The 14,581-nt window shown below is 32.1% G+C and carries 11 protein-coding genes; 7 read left to right on the top strand and 4 right to left on the bottom strand.

What is annotated here, in order from left to right:
* Positions 1–185: hypothetical protein (locus QZ659_RS18700; protein WP_291728269.1), on the bottom strand; the 185-nt coding region annotated here is incomplete at its 3' end.
* Between the two features lie 52 nt (positions 186–237).
* The gene (locus QZ659_RS18695; RefSeq protein ID WP_291728267.1) at positions 238–699 is read right to left on the bottom strand and encodes a helix-turn-helix domain-containing protein; all 462 of its coding nucleotides are present in this window, start codon (positions 697–699) and stop codon (positions 238–240) included.
* A gap of 126 nt (positions 700–825) precedes the next feature.
* On the opposite strand from QZ659_RS18695, the gene QZ659_RS18690 reads away from it, so the two are divergent.
* The 7 genes from QZ659_RS18690 (at position 826) to QZ659_RS18660 (ending at position 8,210) form a co-directional block, all read left to right on the top strand.
* Positions 826–1,152 (top strand): hypothetical protein, encoded by a 327-nt coding sequence (locus QZ659_RS18690; protein WP_291728265.1) that lies wholly within the window; start codon positions 826–828, stop codon positions 1,150–1,152.
* Positions 1,153–1,460: 308 nt separating this feature from the next.
* Positions 1,461–1,709, top strand: a complete 249-nt coding sequence (locus QZ659_RS18685; protein ID WP_291728263.1) for a hypothetical protein — start codon at positions 1,461–1,463, stop codon at positions 1,707–1,709.
* A 157-nt stretch (positions 1,710–1,866) separates the two neighbouring features.
* The gene (locus tag QZ659_RS18680) at positions 1,867–3,354 is read left to right on the top strand and encodes a primase-helicase family protein (protein ID WP_291728260.1); all 1,488 of its coding nucleotides are present in this window, start codon (positions 1,867–1,869) and stop codon (positions 3,352–3,354) included.
* A 564-nt stretch (positions 3,355–3,918) separates the two neighbouring features.
* Complete coding sequence (locus QZ659_RS18675; protein ID WP_291728257.1) at positions 3,919–4,689, top strand: DNA-primase RepB domain-containing protein; 771 nt, start codon at positions 3,919–3,921, stop codon at positions 4,687–4,689.
* A 99-nt stretch (positions 4,690–4,788) separates the two neighbouring features.
* The gene (locus tag QZ659_RS18670; RefSeq protein WP_291728255.1) at positions 4,789–5,940 is read left to right on the top strand and encodes a hypothetical protein; all 1,152 of its coding nucleotides are present in this window, start codon (positions 4,789–4,791) and stop codon (positions 5,938–5,940) included.
* Positions 5,941–6,019: 79 nt separating this feature from the next.
* Complete coding sequence (locus QZ659_RS18665; protein WP_291728253.1) at positions 6,020–7,279, top strand: site-specific integrase; 1,260 nt, start codon at positions 6,020–6,022, stop codon at positions 7,277–7,279.
* 82 nt (positions 7,280–7,361) lie between these two features.
* Positions 7,362–8,210, top strand: coding sequence for a helix-turn-helix domain-containing protein (locus tag QZ659_RS18660; RefSeq protein WP_291728252.1), 849 nt, complete (start codon positions 7,362–7,364; stop codon positions 8,208–8,210).
* Between the two features lie 104 nt (positions 8,211–8,314).
* Here QZ659_RS18660 and QZ659_RS18655 read toward each other — a convergent pair whose 3' ends face one another.
* Both QZ659_RS18655 and QZ659_RS18650 read right to left on the bottom strand, forming a co-directional pair.
* A complete protein-coding gene (locus QZ659_RS18655; protein ID WP_291728249.1) occupies positions 8,315–13,222 on the bottom strand; it encodes an NACHT domain-containing protein in 4,908 nt (1,635 codons plus the stop codon).
* 83 nt (positions 13,223–13,305) lie between these two features.
* A partial coding sequence (locus tag QZ659_RS18650) for a tyrosine-type recombinase/integrase (protein ID WP_291728247.1) occupies positions 13,306–14,581 on the bottom strand: 1,276 nt, incomplete at its 5' end.

Below are 14,581 nucleotides of genomic sequence, written 5' to 3'. Positions count from 1 at the left end.
CCATAAAAAAACCCCTTCACGTATATGTAAAGGGGTATTAGTAGCGAGAACAGGATAACCTCCAAATCTTTAAAAACCCCCAAAACAAGCGTATAGGGGCATTTTTTATGTTGGCGCACCTTTGGCGCACTCTCAAAATCATTGTTTTTGAGCCATTTTTGGCTATTTCTTGGCGATGAGTACACTATGAGAATAATTTTTTTTGTTAGATATTTTTTAGAAAGACTAACGGAATTACTAGCTTTTTGAGCTATTTTTTAGCTGTTCCTCCAACATTTTGACCTTATCTTCTAATAGAGAAATAACTTTTTCCTTCTCTTTAATCATCTCCTTTAGCAGTTTTTTCTCTTCCATATACTCCGTAGTTTTTTTCTTAGACATTTCTTTGAGGTCTTGCAATCGCTTGAGATTTGCCAATCTTAGTTCCTCCTTCAGTAATTCTATTTGCTCACTTCCTTCACTATCTATATGAGTAGATGCACCAGATAGAAGGTCGTAATATTTGACATTCAGTACCTTAGCTATTTGTTTTATCCTATCTACTGTTAGTTTAGTTTCTCCTCTCTCTATGCGTCCATAGGCATTTTGACTCATCTCTAAAAGTTCAGCAATCTCAACTTGAGATAGACCTTTTAACTTTCTTAGATAAGCTATTTTTATATGAGGCTCTTTGTCTGAGTATTCTACTGGTAACTTCATTATCCGTTTTTTATAACAAAAATAAGGTATGCAATACGGTTAAAAAAACCATAAAGTGAATTTTTTATGCTTAAAAAGTGAATTTTTATTGAGATAAATTTGTTTTTAACCAAAAAATGAATATATTTGAACCATAAATCAGATATTTATAATATGGATACACTCAAAAATAACTTAGAAAAGATTATATCAGAACACGAAAGGCAAGTACAGAGACCTTTTAAATGTTCTCACGATTTTTACAGATTTATAGGAATAGGAAAAAGACGTTTTTGGCAATTAGTACGCAACGAAAAAAATCTTACCATTTTAGAAATGAAGCGATTAGCAGATTACTTCAACGTACATATTTGGGAACTACACGATTTTACTAAAAAATTGCTACCAAAAAATAAAGAATTGTCAGAAGAAGAAGCCAATTATATAGAACGTTTAGGGCTTTCTAAATCCTAGTAGCATCTCGCTGACGAAACAAATCAGTAAACCTCAAATTAACCTCAAATTAATTATGTACCTAAGCTGTCTGTGTTCAGACCATAGGCAGCTTTTAAACCTTACCTCCAAATGAAAAAAATTAGAAGACTATTGATTCTCTTCTTCTTTCTGTATGTGATTTATGCCATACAGACCACACAATTAAATCCTTTTGACTGGTCAGATTTTGCAAGAGTGGACTTTACTTTATGGTTTTTCTTGTTAGGCTCACTAGCTTTAATAACTGATTGAAAGGTGTTTTTATCAACTGTATAAATCAATTTACTATGAAAAATGCCCTTAAAAATCTGCAAGTTTTCCAAGAACTAAAAGAAACTCTAGCACAAGCCTACGGAGCTTTTTTAGTGTGTACAGGCAAAGAAAAGGAGTATTACAGAAATATGTGTTTATGGCTAGATGCAAAGCAAAATTTCTTTGTAGAAGAAGCTAAAGCCTTATTTATTCTTGATACAGGAATTGAAACTCCTAAACCAAGAGCCATCACAGACACAAGCATAGCTCCATCAGCAGCTTAATGTGGACACAAAAAAACCGTATGACTTACTCAATCATACGGTTTTCAAAACCCAGCCAAACTTATAATTATATGCTACCCAACGCAAAAGCAATAATAAATCTGACAAAATCATATTCCACACAGAACAAATATGTAAAATACAACAGAGTAAATATATGCAAAAATCGGCACAAAAACAAACCTCAAAGCAGTCTGTTAAACAGAGCAAAACAACAGAAAAGACTGTCCAAACGGACAAACAAAAAGCATTAACGGACAACAGTAAAAAAACTGTCCAAAACGTCCAAAAAGTACCTAAAATACCTAAAAAACAGGAAAAACAAATGTATTTGAGGGTAGGTACAAAATACTATCGTATGGCAGAAATGCCAACAGGAAAGCATCCAGTTGAAAAAGGAAAATATATCTATGAGAGTGTATTACTCTATTGGGAAAAACAAACCATCATAGACGATTACAACAAGAAGTATCTCTATGATATTCCGAAATATACAGGCTTTATTACCTTTCCTTCTCATACCAATTACCAACAGAGTATCAACGGTTTTTACAACCAATACCACAAACTGAAATTTGAACCACAAGAAGGAGCTTGCCCAGTTACATTAGATTTCGTCAAACATATTTTTGGAGAACAATATGAGCTAGGCTTGGACTATTTGGCAATTCTATATTTAGAACCTATGCAAATATTACCGATTCTCTCACTTGTGAGCAATGAACGAAAAACTGGCAAAAGTACCTTTATTTTTTGGCTCAACGAGTTGTTTGGTTCAAATGCTACTGTAAATGATAATAATGATTTTGAAGGACGTTTTAATAGTGATTGGACATCAAAATTAGTCATTGCAGTAGAGGAAACACTTATAGAGAAAAAGGCAGTCTATGAACGCATCAAAAGCCTTTCTACTGCTAAGAGCCACAAGACAGAAGCCAAAGGAAAAGACAAAACAGAAGGCAAGTTTTTTGGCAAATTCATACTCTGTTCCAATTTTGAGGAAACTTTTATGCCTATTGATGCAAAAGAAATCCGTTTTTGGGTTCGTAAAATTCCAACTTTTATAAGCAGAGGTGTAATAGAAAATGTAGATATGTTAGCTACTCTAACAAGTGAAATTCCTGCTTTTCTCTATTTCCTAAAAGATAGAGGTATAAAAAGTCCTCGCAAAACTCGTATGTGGTTTACTGAAAAACAAATCTACACAGAAGCTCTCCAGCGTGTGATGGATGCAAACATACCTAAAGTTCATAAGGCACTAAGAAACTACATTGAGGAAATTTTGGAGCTTCATAATTTGGAGTATGTAGAATATCCTATGAAGGAGCTAACCGAAATAATGAAAGAGGAAGGTTTAAAAGTAGAAAAAGCCTATCTAAAGAAAGAATTAAAAAACGAGTACGACTTAGTGGCTAGTGAGCCGAAGTGGTATGACTTCTACAACGAAACAACCGAAGGCGAACCTCTAAAAAAGAAAGGTAGATGCTACAAATTTACTAGAGAAGTGCTAGGATTAGAAGATAAAAACATAAAAACTTTGAAAAGCGAAGTTTCTGAAAGCAAGATAGTTAATAGTAATTCTGATAATCCTTTCATTGATTCTACTGAACTTAATACTAAAAATTTCACTAAAGACTTATTTTAATTATGGTTACTTTTTTCGTTATTTATTACAAGTTAAAAAATGCAAAAACACACTTCGTCGCAAAAAAAACGTTCCAAACGTTCCAAACGTTCCAAGATTTTCAAAAATCTATCTTTAAACTACTTATAAGCTACTTTTTTATAAAAAATTTATGGAACAAAGTATGGAACAAATGTGGAACAAAACTGAAAGTGCTAAAAAGTCAAATGAAAGGATTTTGGAACGTTTTTAAAAAAGGCAATTTTGTTCCAAGTTTGTTCCAAGTTTTGTTCCAAGTGTAAATTATTGATTTTCAATGTTTTAACCTCTAAAAATAGGTGTTTTGGAACAATGGAACGTTTTTTTTTAACTCCCCAGCACACTTTTTTTAAATTTTCGTTTTTAACTAATTGATTTACAGTAACTTAACTGCTTATTTTTAATGATTTTTTAGTGTTTTTTCAAGTATTTTAACATATAGGTAATCCTTAGTGTAATCAAGTCATAAATAAAGGCTTTTGAAATAAAAAAGTACACTAAAAGACAACTCTTATATTTTTTAAGCACACAACCCCAAAAGGTAGAATGAACTATACAGTAATAAATAACTTCCTCAATGCTTTTGAATGCGAATTATTCGTAATAGCATTAATACATTTTGATAAATCACAACCTCAATTAAGATTCGTACACAATAGAGAACAGATAAACAAAAGTTTGAAGTTCTATGCAGCAAAGAATGTTCAAGGTTATAATATCTACATAAGACCTAAAACATATAGTGTTGTTTTACTTGATGATGTGAGCCGAGAAAGTCTGTCAGAGCTTGCAAAGTTGCAACCTTGTGCTTTAGTAGAAACAAGTAAAAGTAATTTCCAAGTTTGGCTACAAACATCATTTACTCCACAAAGTAGAGAACAGGCTTTACAAATTTGCAGGAAACTAGCAAAAGACCATGACGCAGATAAAGGAAGCGCAGAACCCGACCATTTGGGACGTTTACCGTCCTTCACAAATCAAAAAGAAAAGCATAAAACAAATGGTGTATTTCCTACTGTATTTCTACACAAATTCAAAAAGAGATTTTCTAGTATTTCTCTAGGCTTTGCCAAAGAATATGACTTAAACACTACTCATTCTACCTCTAGGGGTTGTGTGCTAAAAAAAACAAATAAACAAGGATATGATAGAAGTAGGGAAGACTTCAATACTTGCTGTATGCTAATCCGTCAAAAAAAATCAGATGAGTACATCAGAAACGAACTACTAAGAACAAGCGAAAAAGCCCAACAACGTAGGGATAACTATATAGAACGAACCATTAGAAATGCTAGAAAAGTAGTTCAAAATCAATGAATTTCTCACTAAAAATATAGACAAAAAAAATGGTAGGAGTTAGAGCCTCCTACCAAACTTCATAATTAAATCAATTCTTAAACCTCAAATTAATTAACTATGAATTTCTTTAAAATCATTCGTAAAGGAACATCAAAAACCGTGTCTAAAATACGTAATACTGCTATTTACGATTTTGCAACCGAAAAGTTAGAACCTAAGCCGTATGCACAACAGGCAAAACCGTTGTATTTGGCTAGTAAGTGGTTCTCCAATCTCTACCATTTTCTATCGTGTCTGATAGCTTTCTGTGGACTAGCCTTGTTTGTCTATCCTATTGAAAGCTGGTTTCAACGAGCAGCCATTGGTATCATAGGAACGATTTTACTGGTTCTGATAGAACTAGCTAAATCAAATACAAGTCATTCCGTTTTTTCAACTATTGCAAGAAAAGATAGTGTTAATAAACTGTTCCTTTCTGTTTTCCTTGCAACTACTCTATTTTCCTTTGTTGTGAGTGTATATAGTGCAAAGGAAGCCGTTTTTTATGCAGCTACAACTGACAAAATTACTCAAAATAGTGATGCCCTACAAAGTGAAACAGATAGCCTAAAAAATGCCTTCAACACACGTATAGCTATCGTTCAAAAATCATTGGAAAGCTCATCAGCAACACTAGAAAAATACAAGACTGGTTGGAGAGCCAATACAGCTAGACAAGATTTAGAAAAGGCAAATCAGTCCCTAGAAAAAATACTTTTCGAAAAGGAAAAATCATTGTCAAAAACTTCTGAAAAGTATGAAGGAACAGCAGAAAAAACGACAGATGAAGGAACAAAAACAGCCATCGTAGCAGCTATTTTGTTTGCCATTTTTGAAGCAATGAACGTACTGGCATACTGGTTCTACTACTACTATTTGAGTAACTGTTTACTAGAAAAAGAACTGGTATTGCAGAAAACATCAGACGTAGTAACGAGTGCTATTGATGCTGTAAAGACGTTTGCCGTCAATACGAATGCCGTTACAGGCGTTGCACAACCCACAGCGCACTATCGGAATCCAATAGGTTTTCAGACCAATACTCCACAAAAACAGCAAGACCAAATACCATCAACACCAGTCGTAGAGCAAGGAACGAGAGTTTGTAAGCATTGTGGAACAGCATACGTGTATAAAATTCACAATCAGAAATTTTGTAGTGAGCAATGTCGTATTACCAACTGGAAACAGCGCACAGGCAAAAACTTCAAAAAAGGCAAAAAATCATAAGACAAAAAAAGGGTAGGAGTTCAGACCTCCTACCCAACACACAATTAATTCAATTCTTAAACCTCAAATTAATTTATGTATGTACAGCAAAGTTAAGAAAAATCGCTTTATGAACGTTGTTTTTTATCTCAGAAGAGACCTAAATAACTCAAATAGACTAAGCGTAATTTATTGGTATCTTTCCTATAACGGACAACGCTCTAAAAAATATTCTACTGGTGTACGTGTAGATGCTAAGTTTTGGAGAAAGAGCTATGTTACTGGAGAAAATGCTAAACCTATAAATGATGCTTTGAACAACATCAGAGCAGACCTTACTGACCTCTTTAATGCTTATAAAGATGCTATCGTATCTATTCAAGAGATAGCAGATATTTACAATAATAATCAAGAGCATATCACAGTATTAGGTTTATATGATGACCTAACAGATAGGAAGTCAAGTGAGAATTGGAGTGATGGTACTATAAAGTCTTATAAATCATTTCGTAGAGTTTGGTTAGCTCCTTATTGCAATTCAGTCAGTACACCATTTTACGCTCACACATTCAGACCAAAACACCTAGAAGAACTAGCAAGCAAAATGCGTGAGCATTGTAAAGAAGAGTTTATTAGAAAGTCATTGAGTAAAGTAAAAGCAGCTTTTAATTTGGGTTTTGCTATGGAAAAAATTAAAACAAATCCCCTCAATAATTATAGGCTGTTTTATGCAGAAAGAGACAAAAAAGAATATGTTTATTTGACACCAAATGAGATAGAATCCTTAGAAAATTTGAAATTTTCAAATAAAGAAACTCATTTGGAATTAGCTAGAGATTTATTCCTTATACAATGTTATACAAGTCTTTCCTTTAACGAATTGATAGGATTTGATGCGAATGAACATTATAAGGAGACTGATAACTGGAAATGGATTTTACAAAAACGAGGAAAGACAGACGTATTACAACAAATACCACTACTTCCCAAAGCTGAAAAATTGCTTCAAAAATTAAAGTTCAAATTAAATCCTTCTGTAAATCACAGATACAACGAATATATCCGTATTTGTGCCTACCGAGCAAGAATTGATAAGCACTTACACTCTCATTTAGGACGTATTTCGTGTGGCGCATTTTTGCTAAATAGTGGAATTAGCCTTGAAGTCGTCAGCCGTGTTTTAGGACACACAAATATTAATCAGACTGAAAGAGTGTATGCTAGAATTTTAGATAACTGGAGAGTGAAAGACGAGTTTACCAAAGTCTTTCCTAGTCAAGAGCCACAGGTGCAACAACCACCACAAAACCCATTTTCCACAACTCAAAACTTCGGTTTTACCTACTCATATAGCAAGTAAAATTAACACCTTATAAAATTCTTTTTATAAGACTTGTTTAGAGTATTTCACTTATTTTTTACCACTTAAAAACAATTCTATTATGAATGAAAAAGAGCAAGTATTATCCCTTAGTGAGCAAGGTTTATCTACTAGAAAAATAGCTGCAAAGCTAGGTATTTCTAAGAGCAAAGCACACAGTATTATCAAATCAAACCAAGATAATAATATCTTTAGTTCGTTGTCCGAAAACGTGTCCAGACAGTCAGATAGCGTGTCCAAAAAAGAAAATTGGACGTCCGAAAAACCGTCCGAAAGTGTGTCCAGTATACCAAAAGACACATTTTCTGAACGAAATAGAACCTATAAAAAGCGTTCTCAAGAAGAAATTGATAAGGAGAACGCAGCTATACAGGCTGGAATTGATTTAGAAAATGAGCTAAAATTTAAAGAACACAAATACAAAGGTATCTTTGATATTAATTTACAGATGCTTTTAGATAGCAAAGACTTCGGTATTGAAGACCTTAAAGCAGCAATTAGAGCTTTTACTGAAGGAAAAGAGGTTGTAGATAAACTTGTGTTTGAAGTGTCCAAATTTACTGGAGAAGAAGAACAATTTGGTTTTTCTAACTTCTTGAAAGAAGTATTGATGTATTTGCGAAAAGCAAAAATCAAAATGGAAACATTTACTCCAGAGGAACTAGAAGATGATAGTGATTACAAATTTGTAATCAGTAAGGAGTTGATTGAATACGAGTACGATGAAGAACTAGAGGACGATGATTATGACGATGATGATGAAGAGCAGGAGCAGGGAGAATACGAAACTATCGTCAGAGTTCAGCTATGGGGAAAATACTCTAAATTAAAGTCCAAAATAGAGAAAAGAATAGAACAGAACTCTCTAGGAATTTTTGATAGTAGCCAAAACAATCAATATTATTATTAAGTCAAGTATTTGTATTCCCATCAAAAAAGCTAAGTATTCTGTACTTAGCTTTTTTTATAGCCTTTTAGGAACATTTCCTTATACTATTTTTATTGATGCTATTTTTAATAGTAGTAATCGTGTAATATATCCTTTAGGCGAACTGTTTTATTTGATACAATGTCGTAACCAAAATCATTTTTAAAGTCTGTTATTTTGTTCTTCCAAGAAGTAATATCCTCATCAATCATATTTGCTTGGGAAAGTAAATTATAATAAGAGATTCTCTCGTTTATTGAGGTACTAGATAGCAAAAGTTCTTTAATGGCTAGTCCAAAGTTTTTATCTCGTCTTAGTCTTTCAATCATTGGAATAAAAAAGAATTTATGATACTCTTTAATATCACCAGCATTAACAGAAATATTCTTTAAGAAGTCTATTAAATTATCAACATCTCGGAATAGAAATTTGAGATTAAAACCAACATAATTATCTACATCTACAGATATTTGACTTTCAACTAATTCATCGAACATTTTTTTAAGTATAGGCTCATCTGACCACCCATTACATAATGCTATTATTCGCCCTGAATCCCAAGAATCTCTAACCTTCTTAACTTCTTCATAAACCTGATTGTCATTTTTAAAGTTTATTCCTAGTAATCTACCTGCAAGAATTCTATTTCGTTTATCAGAATCATTAATAAAACGCAATAAAATTTCTTTCAAAATTGGACTTTTAGGGTTTGTTCTATTTAGAAAGCTAATTATAGAATTATTTCTAATTGTAGCTGCATTATTAGAAATAAAATCCATTATATAGCTGTATGTAGGTGATGACCTTGTAGAATATCTTGCAAAGAATCCCCAAACATACTCAGCATCTTTCTTTAATTTTAGATTTTCTATTATTACATTCAAATCTTTATCGGTGCTTGAAACGAGATAATCAAAATTGTCAATTAAAGACTTAATCATTATACGACTTGAAGATGCTCTATATGTGTAGTAATTGAAAATGTCGAGGTGTCTTGATTTATTTTTACTGTTACTTTCAATATCCTCTACGTCAAAATAATCGCCTAATTTTTCAGAAATTAAATATCCTGAAAATGCAATGCTTCTTTTAATTTTGTAGTCAAAGCCTCTTGCAAAAACTAATGGTTTACTTAAATCTATAATCTTATTTACGTTACTTTTTTTGATATGATTGAATAAGCAAACTGCCATGTCAGCCATAACTTCTTCTTCTTTCTCTGCTCCGAATTCACTTAGAACTCTTTCAACTTCTTTTGGTAATATTGATAAGTCGGTAAAGGATTCTATAATCAACAACCTAAACTCTACTGATAAAGGAATTGACTGCTTTAACAATTTATCTTCATTTGAAATCAGTTCAGGGAAATATTGAAGAGATATAACATACAGACTATTATCGTTTTCTATTCTTTCCAAAATATATCTTCTCACGGTTTCATTTGAGTGAAAATGCTCTATAACCACATCAAGAGCATAGTAGTATTGATTCCAAATATCTTTAGACAAAGAATCAAATTCATCAATAAGTTTTTCCAAGATGTTTGTTTCAAAATACCTTTTATCAATTCTAATAAGTGAGTCAATAGCTCTTTCTCTGTGAATTACTTGTTTATCAAATAAAATTTCTTCAAGCAATTTAATAGCTTCTTCTTTTTCACTACTATCAAAAACTCTATAAATTAAGTGAGCAGAATATGAGGCTGTATTTTTATCAATAGTTCTAAAGTACTTTTTAAGTTTTTCTATTATTTTTTTATCTCCTTTCCACCCATCTAAAAGTGCTTTAACATTCCAATGAGGAGCAGTTCTTATCTTGGGCAGTTTTTGAAGAAGTCTTTTTTTTATGTTTTCAGTATGAACAAAAATACTTGCAAATGCAGCTTCAGGACTTATATAATTGTACTTTGGGAAATCCTTGTTCAACCATTTTTCAACAACAGGAATTAGTATTTCATTATCATTGAAGTAATAATCTAGATGTTGAAACATTTCGTATTCATCAAAAGAAAAAGAGTATTCATAATTCTCAAATTCAGATTTAAGAGTGTTAATTACATCTAAGTCTTTATTGAATGAGTGAAAAAGCACGTTCCAGGCAATACCCCTATCAATTGAGATTTGATTTTCTCTATAAGAACTGTTTCTACGGACAGAGTCCAATAGTACCTCTTTTAGAAAATTATTGTCATTAAACCCATCTATTAATAGTTTAATAGCTTCTTTGCCTAATTGATAAGGTATTTGATTTATAACTTGTAATATTGACTGTAAGTCCTCTTGAGAGTGCTTTTTTGAAAAAATCTTATGCTTATAAAGGTAGAGTTGAACTATTGAGACTTTAATATCAATAGAGTTTAACAGTTTATCTCTTTCTTGTTCTTCAATGTCGTCTGAGATTATGCCATTAATTGCAAATGCTAAAATATCAGGGTTTGAACAGTTTAAAATAATATCTTTTAAAAAGCTAAAAACACGATTGTCTTTTATGTGTCTTTGGAATGTGTAAGAAGCGTCATATCTTAACTGCATTTTGCCATTTATAAACCCTTTTTTAAGGAAATCTAATTGTAAATCACTCAACCGTTCAACCTTTCTTAGTGCGTAAATACGTGTATCTGCATATTTATTTTGATTTGGAAAATATTGTAATAAAAATTTCTGTGCTTTTTCTTTCAATTTTCCATTTTGAAGTGCATTGAGAAGTCGTCTTAACAGAGCTTCTTTATATAGTGGGTCTGTTTCATATTCAAAATCAGAAATAATGGAACTAAATGAACTATTAACAATTTCATTTGGAGCATTATCTAAGTCAATTACAACTTCGTATGAAATTAGCTTTAGGTAGTCTTTTTGGTAATTTTCACAAACTGCTCTTTTCAATGCTTCAAAATAAGTCGTATATTTTTTTCTTTGCTTCACTTGCATCAAACCAAATAGATTTACGATTACTTGATGGAAGGTAGGGTTAGCAGCATGTTGCGTTATGAAGCCTTTCACATCATCTTCATCTGAATCATATAAATATTGTGCAGCTAGGAACTCTTGAAATTGTTTATGTCCAAAGGAAATCTCATCATTTGATTTCTCAATGATAATTCCAAAGTTGTTTGCACCAACTTCTATTAACTCTTCACTACGTACCTTTGATTTTGCTTTATCATACCCTGCATACTCAATAAGATATTTTTCAATTGTTTTTTGTGCTTCACTTTTTAAAATTACACCATCATTACTTTCTCTCTGAATAAAAATCGCAAGTTCACAGAAAATATCCTTAAAATCTATATCATTTGTTTTTTCTTGTACGATTCCAGCACCAGTTAAACGTTTTGTAGGGTGCTTTTTAATTAAGTATTGAGTTATTTCTTTAAGTGCTTCTAGTTTATTTTTAGGTAATACTGAATCTTGCATTTTTTGAACTATTAAAATGCTTAACAGCAATGGTGTTTCTGCTAACTTTTTCAAATCTCCTGCTTGTTCCAGTTCTTTTACAAAATTATCAGTTAAAGTTCTTGAATAGTCCTTATCTTGAGTATCATCTTGCAAAGAAGTCCATTTGGTGTACCACTTTTCAATAAAATCCCTCTGTTGTATTTTAGAGAAACCTGCAAGATTTAAAATATTCAAATTTGTAAAGTTCTCTTTCAACATTCTAAAACCATAAGGTCTGCTAGAATAGAGGATTTTACAATTATATAATTCTCTAATTGTTTCTATACGCATTATTGCTTGGTGGGCAGACGAAATACTACTCCACTCATCAATTCCATCAATAACCAAAAATAATCTTTCATCCTCTAATGCTTCTTTTGTAATATTGAACAAGTGGTTTTTACCAAAACTTTTAAACCAAAGATTGAGTATTTCAAGAATACCTAAAGAATCATTTTGGCTAAGGTGTTTTGTGATAAATGCAAAAGGTAACCAAACAGGTAAGGCTTGTCCATACTTCTGCGAAATATTTTCTAATTCAGGATTTGAACTCAAAATATCTAAGGATATGTATCTAAGTAAGGTACTTTTTCCTGCTCCAGGGTCACCGATTACTATATTTCTATTGTTATTTGCTAATACGTCATCTATTTTTACTCTGACATCAATACTGCTATCTTCTACATCATTATGAATATCCCAATGTCTTCGTCTAACTTCATTTTCTGACTGAAAATAATCATAATGATAGTACTGCTCGTGATTTGTTGTTAATAATGGGTTTTCTTTGTAGGATTCAAAGCCTTCTTCCTTGATATTTGTAAGAATATCTGGAACGATAAATCTATCTTGTAAATTATATGGACTATTTAATTCTTTGATTGGAATTCCAGGGTCTTGAATATTAAAAATGGTTGAGTAAAATTCATACAATTCCTTTCTAAATTTGGCAATTTCTCCTGCATCAAACTTTTTTGACTTTGAAAGTTTTTGTAAAGCGAGTTCTCCGTTAAATTTTTTTACCCATTCTAAACCAAAAAAGTCAAAAACAATTTGAGGTTTAGTTTTAAGAAGCCTAGACAGTTGAATCTTGTCCCACTTTATTAAAGTTAAGTTTTCTTTTTCGAGTTCAGTTTTTAGTTCTTCAAATCTGTCTTGGACTTGCGTTTTATTCCATTCGCAAGAAGTGCATAAGTAGAGGCTTTCACTCTTACTGTAAAAACTTTTCTTTTTAAAATATTGTACAGCGTTATTTATATTGCTCAAATCAAATTTTTGATACCTTTTACATTGGTAAGCACTATATTTTCCATTTGCTTGTCTTGCAAAAATGTCTATTCCTTCTTGTGCTTGCCCCTTTGTACCATAAATTTCACAATCATTTATAGAAAAATCTATTTGTACAACAGCTAAACAAAGTTTTTCAAAATCCTCCCAAGCTAACTTTTCTAAAGGAAGTTCTTGAACTGTTGTTTCAATAGGTGGATCAATTATAGTTTGATTCGGTGTATGTAGATAGCTTAGGTTCATTCTTTTGTTCTGATTGTCGTGTGGGTTCATAAATATTCTATAAAGGTATGTACAATAGGGTTACCTAGCTGAAAATGCTGATGTACTTCTTTAAAGTCATTTTTGTAAGAAAGTTAAATCTCTGGAAAGTTATTTTTGATATTTTCAGAGCTATATACACCTAATCCACGCATATAAGTTCTTGTTTGGTCTAAACTGTGATGCCTACATTGTTGGCTAATTTCAAGTACATCAATTCCATTTTTATAGGCAGCTACTACTCCAGTATGTTTCCAACTGTATAAAGTGTATCCTTTTGGAAATTTTAATCTATCCTTGATGACTTTGTATTCCTTAGTAAACTGACCTTCTTTAGTAGGTCTTTTTGAAGGGACACCATCTATTCCGAACAAATAATGGTCTGCATGATAAGATAGAAAACCACTTCTTGAGAGAGCTTGCATCAAAGGTGTAGGAATATCTATTCTCTCATTTTTCTTATTCTTTGATATTTCGGCAGGAATAAATAATTTATTTGTATCAGTTTCTACATAGCCTACTTTCAAAAAACGTATTTCTTGTGGTCTGACAAAGGTGTAAAAGAGAATCTGGCACACTAACCATAAATTAGGATTTTCCTCACTTACAACTTCTTTGATTTTTCTTCTTTGTTGGGCGTTGTAAAATTGATGAGCCTTTGATTTGTGTACCTTAGCTTTCTTAAATTTTTCCATCACATTCTCATCTACATAGCCTAAGATTTTTAAATCTGATAGTAAGGCAGATATAGTAGTGCCGTATGAGTTTCTAGTTTTATTACCTATTCCTTTCTTTTGCTGTAAAGTATTTAGGAACTCGGTAACGTGTGATGTATGTAAGCTACGAATGGCAAGGTCTGGGTAGTTTTCATTGAGAAACTCAAAAAAGTATTTTAAATGGCTTTTATAGCTACTTACAGTCCTTTTACGAAGTCTAGGTTTAGCATTATCAAATGCAAGTTGTAATGCGTTTACAGAGGTTTCTATTAGCTTCCTACGCTCTTTTTCTTTTATCAGCTTCTCGTTATTTGAAGGAACATAAATATTGAACTCCTTTAAATCACGGTTTATTTCTTCTGCTAATTCTTCATTAGCATCTTTGTAGGTTCTCTTTCTGACTAACTTCTTTTTTTCGTTATCCCACACCCAAAACTCCACATAAGGTCTTTTCCCATCAACAAATTTGGCAGGCTTATAAGGAAACTTTTTATTTTGGCTTTTATCCATTCCTTGCTTATTGTAATATTCAAAGAGAGTTAGAAAAGCTGTGCTGGCGACAATTCCTAAAGTTTGGCGCAAACTTGGCGCAAAACCAATAAAAAACCCCTTCACGTATATGTAAAGGGGTATTAGTAGCGAGAACAGGACTCGA

The sequence above is a fragment of the Bernardetia sp. genome (genome assembly GCF_020630935.1).
Classification (GTDB): domain Bacteria; phylum Bacteroidota; class Bacteroidia; order Cytophagales; family Bernardetiaceae; genus Bernardetia.
Note: the sequence above shows the minus strand (reverse complement) of the source record. Positions and strands in the feature narration are given on the sequence as shown.

Bases quoted from the DNA above. Each gene is read 5' to 3' on its own strand.
- QZ659_RS18670 (WP_291728255.1), top strand. From the start codon at position 4,789: ATGAATTTCTTTAAAATCATTCGTAAAGGAACATCAAAAACCGTGTCT.
- QZ659_RS18655 (WP_291728249.1), bottom strand. From the start codon at position 13,222: ATGAACCCACACGACAATCAGAACAAAAGAATGAACCTAAGCTATCTA.
- QZ659_RS18660 (WP_291728252.1), top strand. From the start codon at position 7,362: ATGAATGAAAAAGAGCAAGTATTATCCCTTAGTGAGCAAGGTTTATCT.
- QZ659_RS18695 (WP_291728267.1), bottom strand. From the start codon at position 699: ATGAAGTTACCAGTAGAATACTCAGACAAAGAGCCTCATATAAAAATA.
- QZ659_RS18685 (WP_291728263.1), top strand. From the start codon at position 1,461: ATGAAAAATGCCCTTAAAAATCTGCAAGTTTTCCAAGAACTAAAAGAA.
- QZ659_RS18675 (WP_291728257.1), top strand. From the start codon at position 3,919: ATGAACTATACAGTAATAAATAACTTCCTCAATGCTTTTGAATGCGAA.
- QZ659_RS18680 (WP_291728260.1), top strand. From the start codon at position 1,867: ATGCAAAAATCGGCACAAAAACAAACCTCAAAGCAGTCTGTTAAACAG.
- QZ659_RS18665 (WP_291728253.1), top strand. From the start codon at position 6,020: ATGTACAGCAAAGTTAAGAAAAATCGCTTTATGAACGTTGTTTTTTAT.